Below are 24361 nucleotides of genomic sequence, written 5' to 3'. Positions count from 1 at the left end.
GGTCTTGCTCTTGTCTCGAATGAAAAGGGAGAGGGCGACCCGCGGGTCGCCCTGATGCGTTAGGTCAGGCGCTGGCCAGATCCAGCTTGCCGGCCGCCTGCTGGCGCTTGTAGACCAGCAGGGTCAATACCACAGGCACTATGATGGCCACCAGCATGGCCACGGCGTAGATGGCCCAGTATTGCGGCTGGATGGAGAGGATGCCGGGCAGCCCCCCCACCCCGATGCCGTTGGCCATCACCCCGGCGAAGCCGCAGATAAGGGCCGCGAGGCTCGAGCCCACCATGGCGCACAGCATGGGGAACTTGTACTTGAGGTTGATGCCGTACATGGCCGGCTCGGTCACCCCCAGGTAGGCGGAGATGGCGGCAGGCACCGAGATCTCCCGCTCGTTCTCCTTGCGGCTGATCAGGATGATGCCGACGACCGCAGAGGCTTGTGCGATGTTGGAGAGGGCAATCAGCGGCCAGATCGGGGTGCCACCCATGCTCTGCATCAGCTGCAGATCCACCGCGTTAGTGGTGTGGTGGATGCCGGTAATGACCAGGGGCGCATAGAGGAAGCCAAACAGGGCGGCGCCGATGGGGGCAAACGAGCCGGTCATAGCCGCCTTGGCGGCAAAGCCGACCCCGTCACCAATCCAGCGGCCGAACGGGCCGATGAAGGCGTGGGCCACGATCACCGCCAGCAGCAGGGAGATGAAGGGGACTATGACCAGGTAGAGGTAGGCCGGGATGATCCGCTTGAGATTGGTCTCCACCCAGGCCAGGAAGACACCCGCCAGCAGGGCCGGAATGACCTGGGCCTGATAACCCACCTTCTGGATGACGAAGAGGCCGAAGTCCCACACCTCGGGGGTCTGCTGGCCAATGCCGTAGGCGTTCATCAGCTGGGGCGACACTAGCGTGATACCCAGCACTACCCCCAAAATCTCGGAGCCGCCCATCTTCTTGACCGCCGACCAGCAGACGCCCACCGGCAGGAAGTGGAAGATGGCCTCACCCAGCAGCCAGAGGAAGGCGTGGACCTGGGCCCAGAACTGGCTGATCTCGGTGAGGGTGTGGGTGCCGTCGTCGAACATCTTGATGTCGCCGATAACGTTGCGAAAACCCAGGATCAGACCGCCGGTGATGATGGCCGGCAGCAAGGGCACGAAGATCTCCGCCAGGTGGGAGATGCCGCGCTCGAGCGGGTTCATGTTCTGGCGCGCCGCCTGCTTGGCGGCCTCCTTGCTGCCGCCGCTGACGCCGATCTCTTCGGTCAGCGCCTTGTACCACTGCTCCACCTCGTTGCCGATGACCACCTGGAACTGGCCGCCCTGGGTGAAGCTCCCCTTCACCGCCGGGATGGTCTCGATGGCCTTGCTGTCGGCTTTGGCCGGATCGTTGAGGACGAAGCGCAGCCGGGTCAGGCAGTGGCTGACGGTGGCGATATTCTCCTTGCCGCCGATCTTGTCAATCAGCTGAGCCAGATGTTGTGTGTTGATCTTGGACATGAGCCTTCCCTCTGTGACTCCATTGATAGTGATCTGCCTCGCCCTTCTGAGCCAGTCTGCCGGCTCGAGCGTTATTGGTATCGTTCCCAATCAGCATGACGGCAATTTGGCCAGATCGAAATGGGAACGTTCCCATTCCGTGGTCAACGTCACAAAAAGCGCATTTTTTGTGCAGCGCTAAGTGATGGGGTTCACAGGGTATGACAGGGAGCTATGGTCGCCAGCGGGCAGCACTCCTGCTCGATCTGACCGAGCAACTGACGGGCCGCCTGCTCCCCCGCCCCCTTGTAACCGAGATCCAGGCTGAGGGCGTTGGGGAAGAGAAAGGTAAGCATGGGGTTGTTGCCAAGACCGGTCACCAACACCTCGCTACGTCCTTGTTCTTGCAGGTATTTTGCCGCACCAATGGCGAGGGTATCACTGGCGCAAACCAGCGCCTGGGTGGTGGGAGTCAGCAGCTCAGCCGCCAGCCGGTAGCCGCTTTGCAGGCTGAGATCACCGAGGGCGCTGCGTGCCGCCAGGTCCTGTTCCCGGCAAAAAGCCAGATAGGCGTCGAGCCGGCGCTGACCCGTGGTGAGATCAGAGGCATCCACCCCGAGATAGGCGATATCGCGGATATTGCGCGCCACCAGCTGGCTCAGCATGGTGTGCACCGCTCCCGCATCATCGAAACAGACCGAAGAGAAGCCCGGATGCTCGCGCGCCACCAGCACCAGTTTCTCTTTCAGCGGTGCCATGGCGTCATAATCCAGATCGTTGAAGGCAAAGAGGATGATTCCATCCACCCCGCGTCGCTCCAGCACCGCCAGATGTTCCTGCACCTTGGCCGGGGAGAACTTGCTCTCCATCAGCACGGCGTCATAACCGCGCTGATAGAGAGTCTCCAGCATGCCGCGCACCGCCTGGTTTTCGGAACTTGAATCGAGCCGCGAGACGATGATGCCCACCACCTGCTGGCTCTGGCTGCGCATGGCCCGCGCCGACTTGCTCGGCACAAAGCCATGCTCGGCGATGATCTGCTCCACCCGCTCACGGGTCGCCTGCTTGACCTTGGGATCCTGATTGAGCACCCGGGAAACGGTCGACTTGCCAACACCGGCAAGGCGGGCGATATCGAGGATGGTCAGCTTCTTGTCCATGAGTCAGGCTCGGCAGTGGAAAGTGCCCACATTGTTGTTATTAAGCCCTTTGAATACAAGCCCATGGCGTTAGAATGCCCTTTTGGCCCCGGCGAACGCCGTGCCACCCGCCATTGCACAGGACGCGCATCATGGATCTGTTGGCAAGTCTGCACTTCTCCCTCTCCATTACCGGCCCCATCTGCGTGGTGCTGCTGCTCGGCATCTGGCTCAAGCAGCTGGGCCTGCTGCCCGACAGCTTCGTCGAATCGGCCTCGCGTCTGGTGTTCCAGGTCACCCTGCCGGCGCTCCTGTTTCTCAGCATGGTGCGCACCGACTTTTCGACCATGCCGAGCCCCTGGCTCATCCTCTACGGCCTGCTTGGGACGCTCACCGGTTTCCTGATACTGGAGCTGCTGGCGGCCCGCTTCATTCCCGAGCGGCGCCAACGTGGCGTCTTCGTGCAGGGCAGCTTTCGCGGCAACATGGGGATCATGGGGCTGGCCTATGTGCAGAACGCCTACGGGCCGGAAGGGATCGGCGCCGCCGCCCTGCTGGTGGGGTCGGTCACCGTGCTCTACAACATCCTCGCCGTCGTCACCCTGACCCGCAGTCTGGGAGGCAACAAGGGGGTCAAACCCATCCTCAAGGGGATCGCCAAAAATCCACTCATCATCGCCATCCTGTCAGCACTGCCGTTTGGCCTGCTCGGCATAGAGCTACCCCAGCTGGTCACCACCACCGGTAACTACTTTGCCAACATGACGCTGCCGCTGGCGCTCCTGTGCACCGGCGCCAGCCTCAACCTCAAGGCCCTGCGCGGCGGCGCCATGCTGACCGGCTGGGCTACCGCCAACCGGCTGCTGTGCATTCCCGTGCTGCTGGTCGCGGGGGCCTGGGCGCTTGGCTTCAGCCCGCAGGCACTCGGCATCCTGTTTCTCATCAGCTCCACCCCGACTGCCGCCGCCAGTTATGTGATGACCCGCGCCATGGGGGGCGACAGTTCACTGGCCGCGAACATCATCGCTACCACCACGCTGGGCTCCCTTCTCACCACCAGCCTGGGAGCAGCCCTGATGAACTATCTGGGCTTGATGGGGTAACAACGAAGTGACGGGTGACTTGACCTTGCCGCGAGCGGCAGCTTTAGGCTTGCATTACACCCACGAAGGAGACTCATCATGACTATTGAACTGACAGTGACCGGCATGTCCTGTGGTGGCTGCGCCGCCAGCCTGCAAAAAGCCCTGCTGGCCCAGCCGGCGGTGACCGCCGCTCAGGTGGACTTCGCCAGCAGCAAGGCGATCATCGAGAGCGAATTGAACAAGGCGGAGCTGATCGCCCTGATTGAAGCCAAGGGCTTCTCGGCAAGTTAATTTATCTCCATATAGGTATAAAACAGGTTAAAAATCTGTACTCACCTGTCTTTTGGTGAGTTTTATCACAGACATCGATTATTAAATGGGCAAACTTGCTGCGATTATTCCAACCAGAAGGATTTGCAGCATGACCCTACCGATCCGCAAGACCCTGCTCGCCGCCGTGCTCGGCCTGACCCTCTCCCCCATGGCCATGGCCCTGCCCAATGTGCATATTCTGGCCACCGGTGGCACTATCGCCGGCGCCGGCCAGTCTGCCACCCAGTCCAACTATGAGGCTGGCAAGGTAGCCATCGAAACCCTGATCGCCGCCGTACCCGAAATGAAGAACGTGGCCGACGTGCAGGGGGAGCAGGTAGTCAAGATTGGCTCCCAGGACATGAACGACGAGGTGTGGCTGAAGCTTGCCAAGCGGGTCAACGAGCTGCTGGCCAAGGATGATGTGGATGGCATCGTCATCACCCACGGCACCGACACCATGGAAGAGACCGCCTACTTCCTCAACCTCACCGTCAAGAGCGACAAGCCGGTGGTACTGGTCGGCGCCATGCGCCCCTCCACCGCCATGAGCGCTGACGGCCCGATGAACCTCTACAACGCCGTGGTCACCGCCTCCGATCCCGCCTCCAAAGGCCGTGGCGTCATGGTCGCCATGAACGATACCGTGCTGGATGCCCGCGACGTCACCAAAACCAACACCACTGGCGTGCAGACCTTTGCCGCTCCCAACTTCGGTCCGCTCGGCTACATCCACAACGGCAAGATCGACTATCAGCGCAGCCCGGCTCGCCTGCACACCAGCAAGACCCCGTTCGATGTGAGCAAACTCGACAAGCTGCCCCAGGTCGGTATCGTCTATAGCTATGCCAACGCCACCGAACTGCCGGCCAAGGCCATGGTGGATGCCAAGTTTGATGGCATCGTCAGCGCCGGGGTAGGCAACGGCAACCTCTACCACAGCCTGTTCGACACCCTGGCTCAGGCGAGCAAGGACGGCATTCGCGTGGTGCGCTCCGCCCGCGTGCCGACCGGCGCCACCACCCTGGATGCCGAGATCGACGACGCCAAGTACGGCTTCGTGGCCGCCGGCACCCTGAACCCGCAGAAGGCGCGCATCCTGCTGATGCTCTCCCTGACCCAGAGCAAGGATCCGGCCCAGATCCAGCGCTGGTTCCAGCAGTTCTGATCGAATCAATTCAGGCAATCACAGCAAGGGCGGGATTTCCGCCCTTTTTTGGCTCCCCTCCCCTGACAGGGATCCCTCGCCTGCCCAGAGCCAGGGGCGTGATAAATTAGCGAACCGGATCACCTGCTTTCACAAGCGCATCGCGGCCAAATTCATTACACTGCCAGCGATCTTTTCTACTTAGGAGTGCTGCCGCAGTATGGAAATATTGATCCTGTTGGGATTGATTTTGCTCAATGGCGTCTTCGCCATGTCGGAAATTGCCATCGTGACCGCACGCAAGGCTCGCCTTGCCAAGATGGCCAGTGAAGGAAGTCGCTCCGCCGCCATCGCCCTCAAACTCGCGGAAAACCCGACCCATTTTCTCTCCGCCGTCCAGATCGGCATCACCACTATCGGCCTGCTCAACGGTATCTACGGCGAATCCCTGCTGGCCCAACCTTTCTCCCTCTGGCTGCAGGAATGGGGGCTATCCCCCAAGACCAGCGGTACGATCGCCACCGTCATCGTCGTCGTCACCGTGACCTATCTCTCCATCGTGGTGGGGGAACTGGTGCCCAAGCGCCTCGGCCAGCTCAGCGCAGAACGCCTTGCCTGCCTGGTGGCGCTTCCCATGCACTGGCTCGCCACCCTGACCCGTCCCTTCGTCTGGCTGCTGTCGGCCTCCACCAATGCCACCCTGCGCCTGTTGCGGGCCAAGCAGGATGGCGGCGCCAACGTCACCGAAGAGGAGATCCACGCCATGCTGGTGGAAGGATCCGAAGCCGGGGTGATCGAGGATCATGAGCACACCATGCTGCGCAATGTGTTTCGTCTCGACGAGCGCAGCCTCTCCTCCCTGATGGTGCCGCGCAGCGATATCCGCTATCTGGATCTCTCGCTGCCGCTGGAAACCAACCTGCAGCGCCTGGTGGAGGAGCGTCACAGCTATTTCCCGGTCTGTGACGGCAACCTCTCCGAGCTGGTGGGGATCATCGACGTCAACAAGGTGTTGTATGCCTATATCAAGGGGGAGCCCATTGACCTGGCCGCCCTGACCCAGGAGGGAAGCCTGCTGCCCGAGACCCTCAACGGGGTCGAGCTGCTCAACCACTTCCGCACCCACAGTGAACAGATCGCCCTGGTGGTGGATGAGTATGGCGAGTTGCAGGGGCTGGTCACCCAGCAGGATCTGATGGAGGCGCTGGCGGGGGATTTTCAGCAGGAAGACGGCGACGACAACTGGGCATTCCAGCGCGCCGATGGCAGCTGGCTGCTCGATGGCCTGATCCCTTTGCCAGAATTGAAGGACTGTCTGGAGCTGGTTCGCCTGCCCGAGGAAGAAAAACATCACTATCACACCCTCGGAGGGCTTATCATGCTGCTCCTTGGTCGTGTTCCACAGACCGGCGACCTGGTCACCCTGGAACAGTGGCAACTGGAAATTGTTGACATGGATGGTCTGCGCATCGACAAGGTGCTCGCCATGCCCTTGACCGATCAACCCAGCTAACCTGCGGAGTTTGCAAGAATGGAGCGGTTTTACCAACTGGCCCACGCCTTTATGCATCAGGATCTGGTGACCCTGTCTGATCCCCAAATGGCCTTCATGGTCTGTGCCGTCTTATTGACCTTTCTGGTGCTCGAGAATGGCTTTATCCCCACCGCTTTTCTGCCCGGCGACAGCCTGCTGATCCTGACCGGCGTGCTCATCTATCAGGATGTGCTGTCACTGGCGGTGATCCCGCTGCTGATCATGGCCACCTTCGTCGGCACCTGGCTTGGCTACATGCAGGGGCGCTTTCTCGGCCACACTCAGATGTATCATCGCCTGATGTCTCACGTGGAGGATCGCCACAAGGAGAAGGTCTACTACCTGCTCGACAAGTACGGCATCCTGACCCTGATCACCGCCCGCTACATCGCTTTCGTGCGCACCGCCTATCCCTACATCGTTGGCGCCACCGAGCTGCCGCAGGGACGCTTTCTCGTCGTCAATTTCATCAGCTCCATCATGTGGATCTGCCCGCTGGTGGGATTCGGCTACTACCTGAGTCACACCAAGCTGGCAGCCGAATACCAGTCCCAATTTCTCAGCATCATCCTCTACCTGCCGATCGTGCTGCTGGTCAGCGGCATCATCGCCCTGCTCTGGCGCTGGCTCAGCAAACGCAAGGCTGCAAAATCCCGGGATTGACACCCACCTCAAAAAAGCCCTCGAAAGAGGGCTTTTTTGAGGCTCGCATTTGCGCAAATTGTAGAAATAGTCTGTAGAGCCCCTTGTCAATGCAGGGTAAAAATGCGTGAATCTACCGCCTTTTTTTCCATGTGAACGGAGTCGGTAGTATGCGGTGTCGGGTTCGCGCAGTTGCGCTGGTTTTCGGATTGATAGGGATGCTGGGATTGCCTGCGGTCAGCGCCGCCCCCAACCCCGCCAAATTGGACATTCGTTCGAGCAGTGCCCTGGTCGTTGACGTCAACACGGGCAAGACTCTCTACCAGAAGAATGCCACCAAGGTGCGTCCCATCGCGTCCATCACTAAGCTGATGACGGCGCTGGTGGTACTGGATGCCAGACAGGATCTGGCTCAGACCCTGACCATCGACAAGGAAGATCTGGATCGGGTGAAGCACACACACTCCCGCATTCGCATGGGTACCAAGGTGACCCGTCGTGACGCACTGCACCTGGCCCTGATGTCCTCCGAGAACCGGATGGCCTCGGCCCTGGCCCGTCACTACCCGGGCGGCCGCAGCGCCTTTATCCGGGCCATGAACAACAAAGCCCGACAGCTGGGCATGCGCCAGACCCATTTCTACGACGCCACCGGTCTCTCCACCCGCAACGTCTCCACCGCCCAAGATCTGGGCAAGCTGGTCGCCGCAGCCTATCGCCAGCCGCTGATCCGCCAGTTTACCCAGGATGAGCACAGGGAGATGCGCTTCCAGGCCCCCTCCTACAGCCTGATGTTCAACAACACCAACCCGCTGGTAAAAAATCCGGACTGGGACGTACGTCTCTCCAAGACCGGCTTTACCGACGAGGCTGGCCGCTGCCTGGTGATGCGTGCCAAACCGGACAGTCGGGAGCTCGCCATCGTGTTGCTCAACTCGGTAGGCAAGCTCACCCCGGTCGGCGATGCCAACCGCATTCGCAAATGGTTGAGAAGCTAAAGACGAACGACGTGAAAAAGGATGCTGTGGCATCCTTTTTTATTGCCCGTGATCCCACAGCCCATGACAGGCTTCCAGCACCCGCCAGAGCAAAAAGGAGATAGATGACAGCCAGGAGTCTCGGCTTTGGCGGAGAAATGCGCGTCAGGGTGTTGGCAGCGGCCATGCAGGGGATCTGGCAGAGGCGTCAGCAACGAGCCGGTCAGAGGAAAGAAGAAGCGAATGAAAAGAGGGTGGCAACCAAGTGTGGGGTATTTCCAAGGCCGGATCCAGCCCATAAAAAAACAGCCCCGACCTGAGTCGAGGCTGTCTGTATGGTGCGCCCGAGAGGATTCGAACCTCTGACCACCTGGTTCGTAGCCAGGTACTCTATCCAGCTGAGCTACGGGCGCTCATAAACTTTGTACTGCTTGAAAATGGTGCGCCCGAGAGGATTCGAACCTCTGACCACCTGGTTCGTAGCCAGGTACTCTATCCAGCTGAGCTACGGGCGCTCATAAATTTTTGTACTGCTTGAAAATGGTGCGCCCGAGAGGATTCGAACCTCTGACCACCTGGTTCGTAGCCAGGTACTCTATCCAGCTGAGCTACGGGCGCTCATAAATCTTTGTATTGCTTTAAAATGGTGCGCCCGAGAGGATTCGAACCTCTGACCACCTGGTTCGTAGCCAGGTACTCTATCCAGCTGAGCTACGGGCGCCCTGTTTTAAAACGATAAAAAAAGCTTACTCAACAGTAAGCCTTCTTCTAGTGCCGACTTGCTGATGGTCAACACATGACTCCGAGAGTCTAATATGGTGCGCCCGAGAGGATTCGAACCTCTGACCACCTGGTTCGTAGCCAGGTACTCTATCCAGCTGAGCTACGGGCGCAAATGGCGGAGAAGGGGGGATTCGAACCCCCGATGCGGGTATAAGCCGCATACTCCCTTAGCAGGGGAGCGCCTTCAGCCTCTCGGCCACCTCTCCGTTTGCGGGGCTGATAATACTTCACAGGGATTTTTAGTCAAACACTTTTTTGGAGAAAAAAGAGCGTTCGCTCAGCATTTGGCCAAAGCGTGGAATATTCAAGCAATATCGACACTTATCCCGTTGTTTTACGCCGTACAGCCGATTTCACTGGCCATAAAAAACAAAAGGCGACACATGAGGTGTCGCCTTGTCACTGCCTGGAATCCAGCTTAGAAGTTCGGCTGGCCCGGAACCTTCTCAGCCTGGATACGCTGATAAATCTCTTCGCGGTGCACGGAAACTTCTTTCGGTGCGTTCACGCCGATACGAACCTGGTTGCCTTTAACGCCCAGTACGGTGACAGTCACTTCGTCACCAATCATCAGGGTTTCCCCTACACGACGAGTCAAAATAAGCATTCGCTTGCTCCTGTATCCTGTTTTGTTTTTATATCGATATGCGACATTATCTAACAAAGATACCGATATGGTAAATGGTTGAAACTAAATCAATCAGAGATTGTTAGCCCAGGGGCTGCTCTTGGGGCGCTTGATCCAACCCGAAAGCGGCGTGCAGGGCTCGCACCGCCAGCTCCAGATACTTCTCGTCAATCACCACAGAGATTTTGATTTCAGAGGTGGAAATCAGCTGCATGTTGATCCCCTCCTCGCCCAATACCTTGAACATGGTGCGGGCAACACCGGGGTGGTTCCACATGCCGACACCGACAATGGAAACCTTGGCGATCTCGCCATTTCCCTGCACACAGGAGGCGCCCAGCTCGCTGGCCGTTTCCTCAAGCAGTGCGCGGGCACGGCGGTAATCATCCCGATTCACCGTAAAGGTAAAGTCGGCGGTGCCGTCCCCCAGGGTGTTTTGCACGATCATGTCGACATCAATGTTGGCATCGCTGATCGGATTCAGGATCTGCGCGGCCACGGTCGGTTTGTCAGGCACACCCAGAATGGTCAGGCTGGCCTCGTTGCGGTTAAAAGCGATCCCGGATACCAGGGGAGCTTCCATCCTCTCACCTCCATATGTGATTAAGGTTCCCTCTCCATCGATAAAGCTCGACAGTACCCGCAGCGGGACGCGGTATTTGCCCGCAAACTCCACCGAACGGATCTGCAGCACCTTGGCCCCCAGGCTGGCCATCTCCAGCATCTCCTCGAAGGTGATGGTATCGAGACGACGAGCCTTGGGCTCGATGCGCGGATCCGTGGTGTACACCCCATCAACATCGGTAAAGATCTGGCACTCATCGGCCTCGATGGCCGCCGCCACGGCAACTGCCGTGGTGTCCGAGCCGCCCCGGCCCAGAGTAGTGATGGCGTTGTGCTCATCACGGCCCTGAAAACCGGCGATCACCACTACCTTGCCCGCCGCCAGTTCTGCCTGAACCAGCTCGGTATCGATATGAGTGATGCGCGCCTTGCCATAGGCGGAATCGGTGTGAATGCGTACCTGATCACCGGTCATTGAGACCGCAGGACAACCGCGTTTGTTCAACGCGATCGCCAACAGCGCTATGGTGACCTGCTCACCGGTGGAGACGAGCACGTCCATCTCGCGCCGGTTGGCATCAGGATCCAGCTGCTGGGCCATGCCCAGCAACCGGTTGGTTTCGCCCGACATGGCGGAGACCACCACCACCACATCGTGTCCCTGGGCGCGGGTCTGCTGAACCCGCTCAGCGACCGCCTCGATCCGCTCCAATGTGCCGACCGAGGTGCCGCCGTACTTCTGTACATAGAGTGCCACAGATCACCTCGCCCTATTACAGGCGCTCTTCCAGCCAGGAGTGAACGGATTGCAGCGCTGCCGGTACGGCCTCTGGCTGGGTACCACCCGCCTGAGCCATGTCCGGACGACCACCGCCCTTGCCGCCCACCTGCTGGGCTACCAGATTGACCAGTTCACCGGCCTTGACCTTGCCGGTCAGGTCGTTGGTGACACCGGCGATCAGGTTGACCTTGTCATCGCTGCTGGTTGCCAGCAGTACGACACCGGATTTCATCTGGTTCTTCAGCTCGTCCAGCATGCCGCGCAGGGACTTGGGATCAGCCCCTTCCAGCGCTGCAACCAGCACCTTCTGCCCCTTGATCTCGATGACCTGGCTCAGCAAATCGTTACCGGCCTGGGCAGCCAGCTTGGCCTTGAGCTGCTCCAGCTCGCGCTCCATCATCTTGGCCTTGTCCAGCACCTGACGCACCTTGTCCGCCAGGGAGAACTGGTCACCCTTGATGAGGGCCGCAGTCTCTTCGATCTGCTCACCCAGCTGGTGCATGTAGTCGATGGCGGCCTTGCCGGTCACCGCTTCGATACGACGCACACCGGCGGCGATACCGCTCTCGGCGATGATCTTGAAGAAGCCGATGTCACCGGTACGCTTGGCGTGGGTACCGCCACACAGCTCGGTGGAGTAGTCGCCCATGCGCACCACGCGCACGTCATCTTCGTATTTTTCACCGAACAGCGCCATGGCACCGGCCGCCTTGGCGGCTTCCAGACCCATGACCTGAGTGCTGACTTCATGGTTGGCACGGATCTGGGCGTTGACCAGCTCTTCGATCCGGCGAATGGTCGCCATGGTCAGGCCTTCGAAGTGGGAGAAGTCGAAACGCATGCGCTCGGCGCCCACCAGGGAGCCCTTCTGGGTCACGTGATCACCGAGTGCCTGACGCAGGGCAGCATGCAGCAGGTGAGTCACGGAGTGGTTCAGGGCCACGGCCTGACGACGCTCGCCATCCACCACGGCTTCCACTTCGGCGCCCTTCTCCAGGGTACCCAGCTCCATGTAGCCTTTGTGGATGATGGCCTTACCCGCCTTCATGGTGTCGGTCACGGCGAAGATGCCGTCGTCCACCTTGAGGGTACCGGTGTCGCCGATCTGGCCACCGGACTCGGCGTAGAAGGGGGTCTGCTCCAGCACGATGACGGCTTCGTCACCGGCGATCAGTGCATTCACCTCTTCGGTGCCCTTGTAGATGCCGATCACGCGAGTCTGCTCGCTCAGGGTCTTGTAACCGGTGAACGGAGTCTCGAAGTCGAGCTTGAGCATCTCGTTGTAGTTCACACCGAAGCTGGAGGCCTCTTTGGCACGGGCACGCTGCTTCTCCATCTCGGCGTTGAAGCCTTCCTCGTCGATGCCGATCTCGCGCTCGCGCACCACGTCGGCAGTCAGGTCAGCCGGGAAACCGTAGGTGTCATACAGCTTGAATACCACCTCGCCCGGAATGACCTTGGCATCGCCCAGGTTGGCCAGAGCGTCTTCCAGCAGCAACAGACCGCGGTCCAGGGTGCGGACGAACTGCTCCTCTTCGATGCGCAGCACACGCTCGACCAGCGGCAGCTGGGCGATCAGCTCGGCAGCGACATCCTTCATCTGAGCTGCCAGCTCGGCGGCCAGCTTGTAAAAGAAGACATCGGTGGCGCCCAGCTTGCGACCGTGACGCACGGCGCGGCGGATGATGCGGCGCAGCACGTAGCCGCGACCTTCGTTGGAGGGCATGACGCCATCAGCCACCAGGAAGGCGCAGGAGCGGATGTGGTCCGCGATGACGCGCAGGGACTGGTTGCTCAGATCGGTGGTACCGACAATCTCGGCCGCTTTTTTGATCAGCGCCTGGAAGATGTCGATCTCGTAGTTGGAGTGCACACCCTGCATGATGGCGGAGATTCGCTCCAGACCCATGCCGGTATCCACGGACGGGCGCGGCAGCGGCTCCATGGTGCCGTCAGCCTGACGGTTGAATTGCATGAACACCACGTTCCAGATCTCGATGAAACGGTCGCCATCCTCTTCCGGTGAGCCGGGACGGCCACCCCAGATGTGATCGCCGTGGTCATAGAAGATCTCGGTGCAGGGACCGCACGGACCGGTATCGCCCATGGCCCAGAAGTTGTCGGAAGCGTACGGTGCTCCCTTGTTGTCACCGATGCGCACGATGCGATCGGCCGGCACGCCAACTTCCTTTTCCCAGATGTCGAAAGCTTCATCGTCAGTCGCGTAGACGGTCACCAGCAGGCGCTCTTTCGGCAGTTGTAGCACCTCGGTCAGGAAACCCCAGGCGAACTTGATGGCATCCTGCTTGAAGTAGTCGCCAAAGCTGAAGTTGCCCAGCATCTCGAAGAAGGTGTGGTGACGAGCGGTATAGCCGACGTTTTCCAGATCGTTGTGCTTACCACCGGCACGCACGCAACGCTGGGAGGTGGTTGCGCGGTTGTAGGCACGCTTGTCTGCGCCAAGGAAGACATCCTTGAACTGGTTCATACCCGCGTTGGTAAACAACAGGGTCGGGTCGTTATGCGGTACCAGCGAGCTGGAGGAGACAACCTGGTGCCCCTGGGAACGGAAATACTCGAGAAACGCGGTGCGTATCTCAGACGTGGACATATACATGGAAAATCCTGCTTGATTCGAATACGGACTTTTAACCGCATTAATGTAAGTTTTCTGCGGGGTAAAGTAAAACGTACCGGCCCTTCACGGGCGAAAAAGCACGCATAAACGGGCGGGTGAAGAAAAGGGAGGCAAATGCACGCTTTTCCGGCCACGGATCGAGCCAAAAGCAGCGGAAAATAACCGCAGGATGCGACAAAACCGGACCCGCTTCATCATCCGTAGCCAAGCCACTGAACAGACAGGAAAAAGCTGCTGAGCCGCGCTCAAGGAGCGAGTCCCGGTGAGTCGTCAGACGAAGGGAAGCTGGCGAGAAGGAGCCGGTTAAAGGGAATTGACAGGTTCAGGGGCCACGCGGCCCTATGGTCAGCGCAGGAGACGAACTGGCAGTTATCGTCACCGACATCTTGTTATCTCGCCAGCTTGTGCCGACCCTACTTCTCCCGCTCCTGCAAGGCAGAGAGGGCATAGCGGGCCTGATCCTGGGTAAAACCTCGCCCCAGCAGATACTTGAGCCACTTCATGCGTAGCTTGAAATCGGCCAGATCGGCGACTCTGGCGCGTCGCTCCAGCAGCTCGAAAGCCAGTTCGAACCAGTCCAGTTCGGGTTGCTCGAAGGCGGCGTCGATCTGGCTGTCGTCCAGCCCCTTGCGTCGCAGGTCGAAGCGGATCTTGATGGGCCCGTGTCCCTTGGCAGCACCGGCTCGCACCGCCATGGCGCCATAACGCTCGTCATTGACCCAGTTGTAGCCACGGCAGTAGTCGACGACCGCTTCGATCACCTCCTGGCTGAACCCCTGCTGGCGCAGCCGGTTGGCCAGTTCGGATTCGGCACTCTCGCGGCGGGCGAGACTGCGCATGGCGAAGTTGCGGGCGGCCACCAGCTGCTCTTCGAAGCTGGGCTGTGTGGGTTCGGTAGTGGATTCATCAACCATAAATGACAAGGCCGGGTATCGACCCGGCCTTCCTGTTACTCGTTATTCGAACTCTTGTTCGCTTTCGACGTCGAACTCGTCTTCTTCCGCGGCGACCGCCTTGTCATCGGCAGGAACCACGCCGGAGAGCAGCAGATCGCGCAGCTTGGCCTCCACCTCGGCTGCCATGGCCTTGTTCTCGGCAAACAGCTTCATCACGTTGGCCTTGCCCTGACCGATCTTCTCGCCGTTGTAGCTGTACCAGGCACCGGCCTTGTCGATCAGCTTGTGCTTGACACCCAGATCCACCAGCTCACCCTCTTTGGAGATGCCTGCGCCGTAGAAAATCTGGAATTCGGCCTGCTTGAAGGGCGGGGCCACCTTGTTCTTGACCACCTTGACGCGGGTCTCGTTGCCGACCACTTCGTCCCCTTCCTTGATGGCGCCGGTACGACGAATATCCAGACGCACGGAGGCGTAGAACTTCAGTGCGTTACCACCGGTCGTGGTCTCCGGGCTGCCGAACATGACGCCGATCTTCATCCGGATCTGGTTGATGAAGATGCACAGGCAGTTGGCGTTCTTGATGTTGGCGGTCAGCTTGCGCAGCGCCTGGGACATCAGACGAGCCTGCAGGCCGACGTGGGAGTCACCCATCTCGCCCTCGATTTCCGCTTTCGGAGTCAGAGCGGCTACGGAGTCGACGATGATGACGTCAACGGCGTTGGAGCGCACCAGCATGTCGCAGATCTCGAGCGCCTGTTCGCCGGTATCCGGCTGGGAGATCAACAGGTCATCGACGTTGACGCCCAGTTTGGCGGCATAGATGGGGTCGAGTGCGTGCTCCGCATCGACGAAGGCACAGGTCTTGCCCTTCTTCTGGGCTTCCGCGATCACCTGCAGGGTGAGGGTGGTTTTACCGGAAGATTCCGGGCCGTAGATCTCGACGATACGACCGCACGGCAGACCGCCAATGCCCAGCGCCACGTCCAGGGAGAGAGAACCGGTAGAGATGGCTTCGATGTCCATGGTCTTGCTGTCGCCCAGACGCATGATGGAGCCTTTGCCAAACTGCTTTTCGATCTGACCCAGCGCAGCCGCCAGTGCCTTCTGTTTGTTCTGATCCATGCCAATCTCCGCTGGAAATCGTGAGTAAGAAGTGAAGTTGGGCTAAGTATACTGTCTATTCATACAGTATCAAGCCCAATTTATCTGAGCAGGGCCAACAGACCCGACAAGGCCTGTCTCACCGCCTGTTGACGCACCTGACGACGGTCGCCGTCGAAACGGGCCAGCAAGGAGTGGTGGCGGCCGTTGCAGTCGACCCAGGCAAACCAGACGGTGCCCACCGGTTTGCCCTCGGTGGCGCCACCGGGGCCGGCGATGCCGCTGATGGCCACACTGATGGAGGCAGACGAGTGGGCCAGGGCGCCGCGGGCCATCTCCAGCACCACTGCCTCGCTCACGGCGCCATGCAACACCAGGCTCTCGTCGCTCACCCCCAGCATCTGCTGCTTGGCCTCGTTGGTGTAGGTGACAAAGCCGCGATCAAACCAGCCGGAGCTGCCCGCGATATCGGTGATGGCGCTCGCCACCCCGCCGCCGGTGCAGGACTCGGCGGTCGCCGCCAGCCAGTCGCGCTGGCCAAGGGCCTGTCCCAACTCGATGGCCAGGTGCTCTATCTCTGCATCCAGTGTCATGGCGGATCTCCTGCTCATTGAAGAAGCACATTATGCGATCCCGATCCTGTCGCCCGCAACTGGAGGCAATCCAAGCCGGCCTCCCCCGCCACGCCGCTTATGTGTAGAATGGCGCCATCAAGCTCAAGGCTCATCACCGCAGACACAGGCCCGCAGAGGCCCCTTCTGGAATAGCACATGACCGCACAACACCAAGCCACTGGCGCCGCGCCAGGCGCCAATCTCAGCGCCCACACGCCCATGATGCAAGGGTGTTTACATGTTGATTTTAATGTGCTTTTTTTGAAATTTATCTATCTTTCTACGCTTTAACCTACGCTATGAACACCCTTCATGATTGAGCCTCTTTTACCAATCCTGCACCCACATCCCCAATGAAGGGCATTGTCCAAACATAACAACCAGTATGCTGCTTAACAGCGCACACAAATAAAAACACGACTACATCCTATTCAATGAAATTTCAAACCTATATCACCTACATGAGTTAGCAGGCTGAATGTCTGCATTTCACAATTCCTGGAGGAGATATGGCTCACCTGATCGACACCATGGCCTACACCGGCCAAACCCCTTGGCATGGCCTTGGCAATGTCTTGCCCCCGCAACAATCTCTCGATATCTGGCTGCAGGCAGCCGGGATGGATTGGACCATCGAGCAGAGCGACGTGATGTTTAACGTCGCCTCCGATGCACTGCATATCCGTTCCTGCAGCGATAGCAAGGTGCTGTATCGCTCCGATACCCTCACCCCTCTGTCGGTGGTCTCAAGCCGCTACAACGTGGTGCAGCCTCACGAGGTGCTGCACTTCTATCAAGACCTAGTGGAAGCCGGTGGCTTTGAGCTAGAAACAGCAGGCTCGCTCAAAGGTGGCCGCAAACTGTGGGCACTGGCTAAGACCGGCCAGGATCTAAAACTCAAAGGTAATGACTTGGTAAAATCCTATCTGCTGCTGGCAACCAGCTGCGACGGCACGCTCTGCACCACGGCGCAGTTCACCTCGCTGCGGGTGGTCTGCAATAACACCCTGCAGATGGCACTGCGTGGCGCTACCGGCGCCATCAAGGTACCCCACTCCACTCAGTTCGATGCGGCGACCGTCAAAGAGTCGCTCGGACTGGGGCTCTCCCATTGGGATGAGTTCAAAGTCCAGACTAAGGAATTGGCACAACGGCCCGTCGCCCCCGAAGAGGCGCTGCGCTTTTTCAGCGACCTCTTGGCGCAACCGCTGGATGAGGAGAGCATCATCCTCACCAAGCCGGTGCAACGACTGCATGAGCTCTATCAGGGCGCAGCTATGGGCTCAGAGCTTGCCAGTTCCCGCAATACCGCCTGGGGGCTGGTCAATGCGGTCACCGAATACGTGGATCACCACCGCCGTGCTCGCAGCCAAGATCACCGGCTCGATTCCGCCTGGTTTGGTCAGGGCGCCCAACTCAAATCCCAAGCCTTGAATCAAGCTCTCACCCTACTGCAGTAATTCCGTTTCCCCATTCAAACCGCATAACGACCTCACCCGGATTGGCGCAAGCCAATCCGGGCGTAGGCGTTTATGCCGTTAACAAGGAGTCGTCATGAAAGCAAAAACCAAATACGGCCAAGCCCTGCGGCTGGCCTCCACGACCCAGTTAACCCGCGAGCAGTGGCTCGCTATCCGCAAACTCGGCATTGGCTCCTCCGATGCCGCCGTGGCAGTGGGGCTCTCCCCCTACAAATGCCCGCTCAGCCTGTGGCTGGAGAAAACCGGCCGCAAGGAACCGGAAGATATTTCCCACAAGGACGCGGTGCTGTGGGGCATTGAGCTGGAACCGGTGCTGGCGCAGGTCTACGCCAAACGCACCGGCTATAAGGTGCGCCGGGTCAATGCGGTACTGCAGCACCCCGAGCAACCCTTCATGCTCGCCAACCTCGACCGGGAGGTAATCGGCCATCCCGATGGGCCGGGCATTCTGGAGATCAAGACCGCCAGCTATCACAGCGCCCCACAGTGGGAGGAAGGGGTGCCGGTGGCTTACCAGTGTCAGGTGCTGCATCAACTGGCCGTCACCGGCCATGCCTGGGCTGAGGTGGCAGTGCTCATCGGCGGCCAGGATTTCCGGATTTACCGCATCGAGCGCGATGAAGAGAAGATCCAGGATCTCACCGAGCGGGAAGCACAGTTCTGGCAAATGGTGCAACAAGACCAACAGCCTGAGCCTGATGGATCCAGTGATGCCGCCAATGCCCTGAGCTGGCTGTTTCCGCGTGACGATGGCCAGACGGTGGATCTCTCCGATTCCCCCGAGTTCAACCAGCTGTTTGGCGAGCTATTGAGATTGCGCGAGCAAAAGGAAGCCGTCGAGCTGCAGGAGTCACAACTCAAACAGCGGCTGCAAGCCACTTTGGGTGAAGCGACAGCCGGGCTGTTTGCCGACGGCAAGATCACCTGGAAACGCAGTAAAGACCGGCTGGCGCCGGATCTCGATAAGCTCGGTCAGGATCATCCCGACCTGCTCACTCGTTACGTCAAACCGGTGCCCGGCGTGCGCCGTTTCACCATTCAACCCTTGAGGCAAACACAATGATCAAAGGACTGGCGATAACCCCGCCCGTGATCGGGCGGGTCTGCATCGGCAAGCTGGTGCAAAAACAAGATAAGTGGGTACCGGAGAAGGACGACAGTTTCACCCTCACCACCCAGATACAACAAAAAGGGGGATGGTTGCTCCATCCCCTGCATCAACACTACTCATCGCAAAAAAGTAGCCAAGGGCAGGAGCAGACCAAGATCCGCGCCATTCCGGTACGGGTGCTGTTCAACGATAGCGACTTGAATCTGCGGGCGGAATATAGCGCCTTTGACCGTCAAACCGGCAGGCCGTTGTGTGTCGGGAATGGGGAGGTGGCGAGACGAGTGGGGGCGCAAGGCATGGAGGAAGTCAGCTGCCCTGGACCAGAGCGCTGCGCCTTTGCAGGGCAACAGGGCTGCAAGCTGTACGGTCGACTGAACCTGTTTGTGGAGGGGCAAGGGGATGAGCTGGGTAGCTTTATCTTCCGCACCACCGGCTACAACTCGGTGCGCACTCTGGCGGCTCGACTGAAGTACCTGGAGGCTGTGAGCGGGGGCCATACCCGCTATCTGCCGCTCACTCTACGGCTGCGGGCCAAGAGCACCACCCAGTCCTACCGCACCCCGGTCTACTACGTGGATTTAACCTTGCGGGAGGAAACCAACCTGACCGAGGCAGTCAGGCTCGCACAGGAGGCGGCCCAGCGTGACCAGGAGGCAGGCCTTGCAATCGACCAGATGGAGCAAGCCGCTCGTGAGCTGCTGCGTAACGGCCAGTTTGAGGATATTGATGAAGAGGTACCGATGCTGCTGGAGGAGTTCTATCCCGAAACCAACAGCGACGAGACGGCGAATGGTAACGCTGGTGTGGAGGCGACTACTTCGCATGCCGCACCGCAAAGCCAAGCAACCAGAACGCCGCAGAGGCCGCAACCAAGAAGGAGTCCACTCACCAACAAATTGGGGAAAGGGAACCCATCCCCTCCCCAGTGAATGGCGGGTGATCAGCGGGGACGCGCCAACCGCTCCACCAACCGTTCTACCGTTTCCAGCAACAGGGTTCGGTCAGCATCATCGAGCCGAGCCAGTTGCTGGCTCAGCACAATGCCCTGCTCGGTCGGGCGGTTACTGGTCTCACGCAGAAAGTCGGCTAGCTCACAACCAAACAGTTGAGCGAGCTCCGCCAGCCGCACCACGGTCGGCACCACAATTCCCCGCTCCATTCGAGAGACGGCTTCCATCCCGATATTGAGGTGTTCAGCCACATGCTCTTGCGTGAATCCGGCTTGAGTACGCTTGTGGCTGATCGCCTTGCCAACGCTCTTGGCTAACAGCTCAAGGTTGATATCTGTCATGGGTCCTCCAGTCAACCTCTATGGTTGACCATGGACCCATTGACGATAAGGACTCAAAAGGTAGACTAAAGACTTAATGAGTCCATAAACGGCAATTGGTGCTGATTTGACACAGATGCGAGGCCCTCAACCAATAAACCAGCGTGACCAACTCGCAACAGGTGGGCTCCATAAGACCCTTTTACTAAACGACCAAGGAAACAAAACATGGAAAGACTGACTTATGAAGATCTAGGTACTGACAAGCTGGCCTCACTGATCCGTGCACGAAAATCTTTCGAAGTCGTGGGGCTATCTGGGCGTATGAGCGCCGCTGTGACAAAACTTGAAAACAGCATCGAACCTGCCGGGCTGAAATGCCGGGTGTATACCAAGGGCCGGATCGCCGCAGCAGGGGCCAGCGTCTTTGGCGGTATTACCGGTCTAGCCGGGATCGCATCTGCCGTCACCATCGCGGCACATAATCTCGCCACTTACAATCCAGACTATGAAATCGTTAAGCACTTGGTGGATAACTCACTCAGCGTGCTTTACAAAAAATAACCACGTTAATGGCTCATCTAAATCCTTGAGCCTTTAGGAGTCACAGGGATGAAAAAACTCTTCATTACCTCAACAGTACTGCTGCTGTGCGGCAACGCCATGGCGTATGGCGAGGCCGGACGCTGGAGCAGCGGCTGGGGTCAGGGCACCAGCGAATACACGGCGGTGGTCAACGAGCAAAACAACCTCTATATCGCCTGTAATGACACCCGCAAGGTCAGCATGACGGCCACCGTGCAGGGCAAGGAGTACGGCTCTTATGCTGGGCAGGCTTTCTCCATCGTCGTCGATGGCAGCCAATACGATGCGCCCTATGAGACCGAGTCCCGTGTCGGTGAGAACAATTTCTTCGACATGTGGGGCAAGCTACGCAAGGCCAAGTCGATCAGAATTTTGACGGCTGACGGCAAGCAGCTCGCACTGCCGACCCAAGAGGTGGCATCAGTTCTGCCCGCCACCAATACCCCCGAGTTTGACTGCTTGATGTGGGACCAATAGGTCACACCCATTCCCATCCAAGAGGAGGCATTTGCCTCCTCTTTTTATTTCTGCCATTCACCCACTCTTGAAGGAGACGCACTATGCCCCCCTGCATTCCCCCTGAATGCGAGCCGTTCGATCACCAAGGCTTTTGGCACAAACTCTGGGCCTTTGCCAAACGTGCCGGTCGGCCCTTTATCGAGACCTGCCTGTTGCTCTACTACACCAGCCAAAAGGATGATCTGCCGCTTTGGGCCAAGCTCCTGATTTACAGTGCGCTGGCCTACTTTATATCGCCCATTGATGCGATCCCGGATGTGTTGCCGATGGGACTCACCGATGACATCGCGGTACTGAGTGCAGCTCTCGCCAGCATTGCCGCCTTTATTGATGAACAGATCCGTGCCCGTGTGGCCAAAAAAATGCGCGAGCTGTTCGACCAAGATTAACCCCCACAAGGAGTACACCATGGCCATTCCCTTTTTCCGGGAGGGCTTTGCCCTGCCCGTTGCCCAAGCTTTGCTGGTTCTGCTCAACCAAGAAGTCGCTAAAACCGAGCTCGACATCGAGCGCTTAACCCAACTGACCTTCAACTTTCGTAACCCCGGCTACAGTGCCGCTCAAGGCGGCGTGCACCCAGTCGAGATCCGGCTGATCCGTGGGCTCGATGGCTGGCTGTTCGATTACGTCACCGACTTCAGTTATCAAGGGCTGGGCTCGGATGCCGAGCTCAGCAAGGAGCTCGATTTCAACTTCCTTGATGGGGAACACACCATGCTGGGCTGGGGACCGCTGCGGCTGGCCGAAGCGCGGGAGCTGTTCGATATCTGGCAGAGCAACTTCATTGCCTACTGCCGGTTAGAGTGTTTCAGCGTCACGGTCGCAGGAGATTAGGAGGACACCATGAGCCAAGAATTAGCACTCTCCCACTACTCACGTCAATGGTTGGGACACGTCTCCACCAGTGCCAAGCTAACACCCACCCGCAGTGGTCAACGCTGGTTGCTACATCTGACCCCAAGAAGTCAACAAGCCAGCACCGTCACCTTGCAAGTGCGCTGGTCTGGTGTGCAGTGGCAACTGCTTTCCATCAGCAATGCCGAGGACTGGCACACCATGAGCCAGCCAAGGGATGAAATCTGCATCGACCCCAAGCGACGTTGTTTCTGGCAATGCCAAGCAGGGCCGGTGCCGCTCAGCGAGCAACCCCGCGTGCTGGCCAACTTTCTGGCAGACCTGCAGCGCATCTGCATCCATCGTGGCTATGCCGTGGAGAGTGACCCCATCCCTGACAAGGAGACCGAAGATGATTAACGCCGTGATCGCCATCGAGCTGGAGGCTTACCTTGAGCACAATGGTCAATTTGAAGTGGTGCATGAACAGGGCCAGCCGGTGGACGGTTACGCCCTCTACCTGCGCTATGAAAACGAACAGGGCGATGTACTGGCGCAATGGCTGTGCGATCACCCTGACCACAGCTGGCTAACCCAGCTAGGCGCCCTGCTAGCGACCAGTTACCACATTCCGCTGCACGACTACACCACTCACACACTGGCGGCCTGAACACAGCCAACCAAGCCTGCGGTCACGCCCCATTCAGTAACTCATTAACCAAATAGCTCGCCTACCCTGCCGCATCCAACGCGGTGGGGCGATGGCGTATGGAGCCTAATCATGTTGCATCACAAACTAATCGCCGGGGAGCCCCCCGGAACCTACTGGGTGACTGACCTTGTCACCGACGATGACCTGCTCACCATCGCCCAAGCTATTGCCCGGCAGAAACTGGCCAAGGGGGAAGCTATTACCGATAAACACGTGGCCCATCAAGCCCTGCAAGGGCTGCTGCAAACACGGGATCGCGAAGTTTTTGCGGCACTGTTCCTCGATAACCAACACCGGATACTGGCCTACGAGGAGCTGTTCCTTGGCACCCTGTCCGCTGCGACCGTCTACCCCCGCGATGTCGTCAAGCGAGCACTGCATCACAATGCTGCCGCCCTGATGCTGGTGCATAACCACCCGTCGGGATACCCGGAACCCAGCCGGGCAGATATCGAGATCACCCTGCGCCTACAGAATGCCCTAGCACTGGTGGATATCCGGATTTTGGATCATCTGGTCGTCGGTACTGAGGGTGTGGTGTCGCTGGCAGAACGAGGGAATTTGTAACTACCACGCCGGTCAGGGAGCCCATGGAGGAAGAAGGCATGGTCAGCAGTGAGCTCTACAACGACTTACCATCATTAGGAGTACACAGAAAATGGGAACCATAGGGAGTTGGGGATTACACACCCAAGTTCAACCACGTTTTGGCGCACGTGCAATTGTTGAACGAAGCAGGGTTTCCCTGCTTTGGGATCGCTGCGGCGTCTATGGCGATGCTGACGAGCAATGGCATACCGACATTGATACCGTTATACCGAGTTTTATTGAGCGCCTTAGCAAGCTCTTTCAACAAGGAGAACTACTGAGTGACCAAGATAAATTGGTGACGTTGCAGCAAGGGGAATGGGTATGTCTGGCTAATCCCAAAGCCAGCTACGGATATCTCTATCTGGATGTCTACCGGCAGGAATGCGGTAATGTTCAAGCCACAAAAAGATAAATCTGAGGCAGAGGGTGAGCATGTAGCTCACCCTACCTGAGACTTCTTTTTTTGGCTGACTACTGAACCCCTAATGCCTTGTAGACGGCATCCACCGGATCAGCATAAAAGCTGATTTGAAACTTGGAGAAGATCTCCGCCGGTACGGTTGGAATATCCGAGGCTGACGCCATCGGCAGTAATACTCGTTTTCCGCCACTGTCCATTGCCAGTTGCAGACTGCCAGCCAAATCCTCAACCGGATTGACCACACCGCCTAGCGTCATGTCACCCAGCACCACCATCTGCTCCTGCACCGGCTTGCCCATCAGAATGGAACAAAACGCCACCAGCGCGGCCAGACTGGTTTTGGTGCTGGGGCCGGAGTTATGTAGCTCGACCACATGCAAATGGTACTCATGCTCGGAGAACTTGGCCGTTGCGCTGACCCGATTCAGGTTGCCTTTGAAGTAATCGAAACCGACCCGGATCGCCTCCTTCGCTGGCGTATTGGAACCTAGGCCTGAGGTTTAATGCTTGCCGTTATCT

Annotated in this window: 28 protein-coding genes and 6 tRNA genes; 18 read left to right on the top strand and 16 right to left on the bottom strand. The window is 58.7% G+C overall.

All coding sequences use genetic code 11. The annotated features are described in order from the left end of the window. Nucleotides 1–64 precede the first annotated feature (64 nt). Both treB and treR read right to left on the bottom strand, forming a co-directional pair. Complete coding sequence (gene treB / locus ACB034_RS12815) at nt 65–1495, bottom strand: PTS trehalose transporter subunit IIBC (RefSeq protein ID WP_371172958.1); 1431 nt, start codon at nt 1493–1495, stop codon at nt 65–67. Nucleotides 1496–1686: 191 nt separating this feature from the next. After that, nucleotides 1687–2634 carry a trehalose operon repressor TreR gene (gene treR, locus ACB034_RS12810; RefSeq protein ID WP_371172957.1) on the bottom strand — a complete coding sequence of 316 codons (948 nt, stop codon included), beginning with the start codon at nt 2632–2634 and terminating at the stop codon, nt 1687–1689. 131 nt (nt 2635–2765) lie between these two features. Here treR and ACB034_RS12805 point away from each other — a divergent pair, with 131 nt between their 5' ends. The 6 genes from ACB034_RS12805 to pbpG all read left to right on the top strand — a co-directional run bounded on the left by ACB034_RS12805 (nt 2766) and on the right by pbpG (nt 8331). Then, nucleotides 2766–3716 carry an AEC family transporter gene (locus tag ACB034_RS12805; RefSeq protein WP_124240178.1) on the top strand — a complete coding sequence of 317 codons (951 nt, stop codon included), beginning with the start codon at nt 2766–2768 and terminating at the stop codon, nt 3714–3716. A 78-nt stretch (nt 3717–3794) separates the two neighbouring features. Then, nucleotides 3795–3989 (top strand): heavy-metal-associated domain-containing protein, encoded by a 195-nt coding sequence (locus ACB034_RS12800; RefSeq protein WP_201980340.1) that lies wholly within the window; start codon nt 3795–3797, stop codon nt 3987–3989. A gap of 130 nt (nt 3990–4119) precedes the next feature. Then, nucleotides 4120–5178, top strand: a complete 1059-nt coding sequence (gene ansB / locus ACB034_RS12795) for an L-asparaginase 2 (protein ID WP_042025156.1) — start codon at nt 4120–4122, stop codon at nt 5176–5178. A 199-nt stretch (nt 5179–5377) separates the two neighbouring features. Next, nucleotides 5378–6670, top strand: coding sequence for a hemolysin family protein (locus tag ACB034_RS12790; RefSeq protein ID WP_124240179.1), 1293 nt, complete (start codon nt 5378–5380; stop codon nt 6668–6670). Between the two features lie 18 nt (nt 6671–6688). Continuing rightward, the gene (locus ACB034_RS12785) at nt 6689–7354 is read left to right on the top strand and encodes a DedA family protein (protein ID WP_042025154.1); all 666 of its coding nucleotides are present in this window, start codon (nt 6689–6691) and stop codon (nt 7352–7354) included. A gap of 149 nt (nt 7355–7503) precedes the next feature. After that, nucleotides 7504–8331, top strand: coding sequence for a D-alanyl-D-alanine endopeptidase (pbpG, locus tag ACB034_RS12780; protein ID WP_042025153.1), 828 nt, complete (start codon nt 7504–7506; stop codon nt 8329–8331). 315 nt (nt 8332–8646) lie between these two features. Here the strand turns inward: pbpG and ACB034_RS12775 are convergent. From ACB034_RS12775 to ACB034_RS12720, 12 genes are all read right to left on the bottom strand, one after another. Next, nucleotides 8647–8723 (bottom strand) — tRNA-Arg (locus ACB034_RS12775). A gap of 25 nt (nt 8724–8748) precedes the next feature. Further along, nucleotides 8749–8825: transfer RNA gene (locus ACB034_RS12770), tRNA-Arg, on the bottom strand. Between the two features lie 26 nt (nt 8826–8851). Further along, nucleotides 8852–8928 (bottom strand) — tRNA-Arg (locus tag ACB034_RS12765). Nucleotides 8929–8954: 26 nt separating this feature from the next. Beyond that, nucleotides 8955–9031: transfer RNA gene (locus ACB034_RS12760), tRNA-Arg, on the bottom strand. A 95-nt stretch (nt 9032–9126) separates the two neighbouring features. After that, nucleotides 9127–9203 (bottom strand) — tRNA-Arg (locus ACB034_RS12755). Nucleotides 9204–9206: 3 nt separating this feature from the next. After that, a tRNA-Ser gene (locus ACB034_RS12750) sits at nt 9207–9299 on the bottom strand. Nucleotides 9300–9511: 212 nt separating this feature from the next. Further along, nucleotides 9512–9700: a carbon storage regulator CsrA gene (csrA, locus tag ACB034_RS12745; RefSeq protein WP_026456466.1), complete on the bottom strand. Its 189-nt coding sequence runs from the start codon at nt 9698–9700 to the stop codon at nt 9512–9514. A gap of 103 nt (nt 9701–9803) precedes the next feature. Continuing rightward, nucleotides 9804–11042, bottom strand: a complete 1239-nt coding sequence (locus ACB034_RS12740) for an aspartate kinase (protein WP_026456467.1) — start codon at nt 11040–11042, stop codon at nt 9804–9806. Nucleotides 11043–11058: 16 nt separating this feature from the next. Continuing rightward, nucleotides 11059–13683 (bottom strand): alanine--tRNA ligase, encoded by a 2625-nt coding sequence (gene alaS / locus ACB034_RS12735; protein WP_371172956.1) that lies wholly within the window; start codon nt 13681–13683, stop codon nt 11059–11061. A gap of 434 nt (nt 13684–14117) precedes the next feature. After that, complete coding sequence (locus tag ACB034_RS12730; RefSeq protein ID WP_342013457.1) at nt 14118–14618, bottom strand: regulatory protein RecX; 501 nt, start codon at nt 14616–14618, stop codon at nt 14118–14120. 42 nt (nt 14619–14660) lie between these two features. Next, nucleotides 14661–15725: a recombinase RecA gene (gene recA, locus ACB034_RS12725; protein ID WP_342013456.1), complete on the bottom strand. Its 1065-nt coding sequence runs from the start codon at nt 15723–15725 to the stop codon at nt 14661–14663. A gap of 80 nt (nt 15726–15805) precedes the next feature. Then, a complete protein-coding gene (locus ACB034_RS12720) occupies nt 15806–16297 on the bottom strand; it encodes a nicotinamide-nucleotide amidohydrolase family protein (RefSeq protein ID WP_371172955.1) in 492 nt (163 codons plus the stop codon). 177 nt (nt 16298–16474) lie between these two features. Between ACB034_RS12720 and ACB034_RS12715 the strand changes: the two genes are divergently transcribed. The 4 genes from ACB034_RS12715 (at nt 16475) to ACB034_RS12700 (ending at nt 19839) form a co-directional block, all read left to right on the top strand. Next, entirely contained in the window at nt 16475–16609 is a 135-nt protein-coding gene (locus ACB034_RS12715; protein WP_371172968.1) for a hypothetical protein, read from the top strand. A 218-nt stretch (nt 16610–16827) separates the two neighbouring features. Continuing rightward, the gene (locus ACB034_RS12710) at nt 16828–17778 is read left to right on the top strand and encodes a DUF932 domain-containing protein (protein ID WP_236358347.1); all 951 of its coding nucleotides are present in this window, start codon (nt 16828–16830) and stop codon (nt 17776–17778) included. A 94-nt stretch (nt 17779–17872) separates the two neighbouring features. Continuing rightward, nucleotides 17873–18862 carry a YqaJ viral recombinase family protein gene (locus ACB034_RS12705; RefSeq protein ID WP_231720610.1) on the top strand — a complete coding sequence of 330 codons (990 nt, stop codon included), beginning with the start codon at nt 17873–17875 and terminating at the stop codon, nt 18860–18862. After that, a complete protein-coding gene (locus ACB034_RS12700; protein ID WP_100654376.1) occupies nt 18859–19839 on the top strand; it encodes a hypothetical protein in 981 nt (326 codons plus the stop codon). The genes ACB034_RS12705 and ACB034_RS12700 overlap by 4 nt, the downstream gene beginning before the upstream one ends. An 11-nt stretch (nt 19840–19850) precedes the next feature. Here ACB034_RS12700 and ACB034_RS12695 read toward each other — a convergent pair whose 3' ends face one another. After that, nucleotides 19851–20201: a helix-turn-helix domain-containing protein gene (locus ACB034_RS12695; protein ID WP_101530889.1), complete on the bottom strand. Its 351-nt coding sequence runs from the start codon at nt 20199–20201 to the stop codon at nt 19851–19853. A gap of 207 nt (nt 20202–20408) precedes the next feature. On the opposite strand from ACB034_RS12695, the gene ACB034_RS12690 reads away from it, so the two are divergent. The 8 genes from ACB034_RS12690 (at nt 20409) to ACB034_RS12655 (ending at nt 23833) form a co-directional block, all read left to right on the top strand. Then, complete coding sequence (locus tag ACB034_RS12690) at nt 20409–20744, top strand: hypothetical protein (RefSeq protein WP_042658366.1); 336 nt, start codon at nt 20409–20411, stop codon at nt 20742–20744. 48 nt (nt 20745–20792) lie between these two features. Continuing rightward, entirely contained in the window at nt 20793–21242 is a 450-nt protein-coding gene (locus tag ACB034_RS12685; RefSeq protein ID WP_231720611.1) for a hypothetical protein, read from the top strand. An 83-nt stretch (nt 21243–21325) separates the two neighbouring features. Then, the gene (locus ACB034_RS12680) at nt 21326–21673 is read left to right on the top strand and encodes a YkvA family protein (RefSeq protein WP_100654379.1); all 348 of its coding nucleotides are present in this window, start codon (nt 21326–21328) and stop codon (nt 21671–21673) included. A gap of 19 nt (nt 21674–21692) precedes the next feature. Further along, nucleotides 21693–22118 (top strand): DUF2787 domain-containing protein, encoded by a 426-nt coding sequence (locus ACB034_RS12675; protein ID WP_100654380.1) that lies wholly within the window; start codon nt 21693–21695, stop codon nt 22116–22118. A 9-nt stretch (nt 22119–22127) separates the two neighbouring features. Then, nucleotides 22128–22538 carry a hypothetical protein gene (locus ACB034_RS12670; protein ID WP_231720612.1) on the top strand — a complete coding sequence of 137 codons (411 nt, stop codon included), beginning with the start codon at nt 22128–22130 and terminating at the stop codon, nt 22536–22538. Next, nucleotides 22531–22788, top strand: coding sequence for a hypothetical protein (locus ACB034_RS12665; protein WP_231720613.1), 258 nt, complete (start codon nt 22531–22533; stop codon nt 22786–22788). The genes ACB034_RS12670 and ACB034_RS12665 overlap by 8 nt, the downstream gene beginning before the upstream one ends. Nucleotides 22789–22899: 111 nt before the next feature. Then, a complete protein-coding gene (radC, locus tag ACB034_RS12660; RefSeq protein WP_231720614.1) occupies nt 22900–23397 on the top strand; it encodes a DNA repair protein RadC in 498 nt (165 codons plus the stop codon). Between the two features lie 91 nt (nt 23398–23488). Next, nucleotides 23489–23833 carry a type IV toxin-antitoxin system YeeU family antitoxin gene (locus tag ACB034_RS12655; protein ID WP_076362321.1) on the top strand — a complete coding sequence of 115 codons (345 nt, stop codon included), beginning with the start codon at nt 23489–23491 and terminating at the stop codon, nt 23831–23833. A gap of 59 nt (nt 23834–23892) precedes the next feature. Here ACB034_RS12655 and ACB034_RS12650 read toward each other — a convergent pair whose 3' ends face one another. Beyond that, nucleotides 23893–24303 carry a S16 family serine protease gene (locus ACB034_RS12650; RefSeq protein WP_266134617.1) on the bottom strand — a complete coding sequence of 137 codons (411 nt, stop codon included), beginning with the start codon at nt 24301–24303 and terminating at the stop codon, nt 23893–23895. Between the last annotated feature and the right edge of the window lie 58 nt (nt 24304–24361).

Source organism: Aeromonas sp. S18(2024), from assembly GCF_041402525.1.
Lineage (GTDB): Bacteria > Pseudomonadota > Gammaproteobacteria > Enterobacterales > Aeromonadaceae > Aeromonas > Aeromonas enteropelogenes.
Note: the sequence above shows the minus strand (reverse complement) of the source record. Positions and strands in the feature narration are given on the sequence as shown.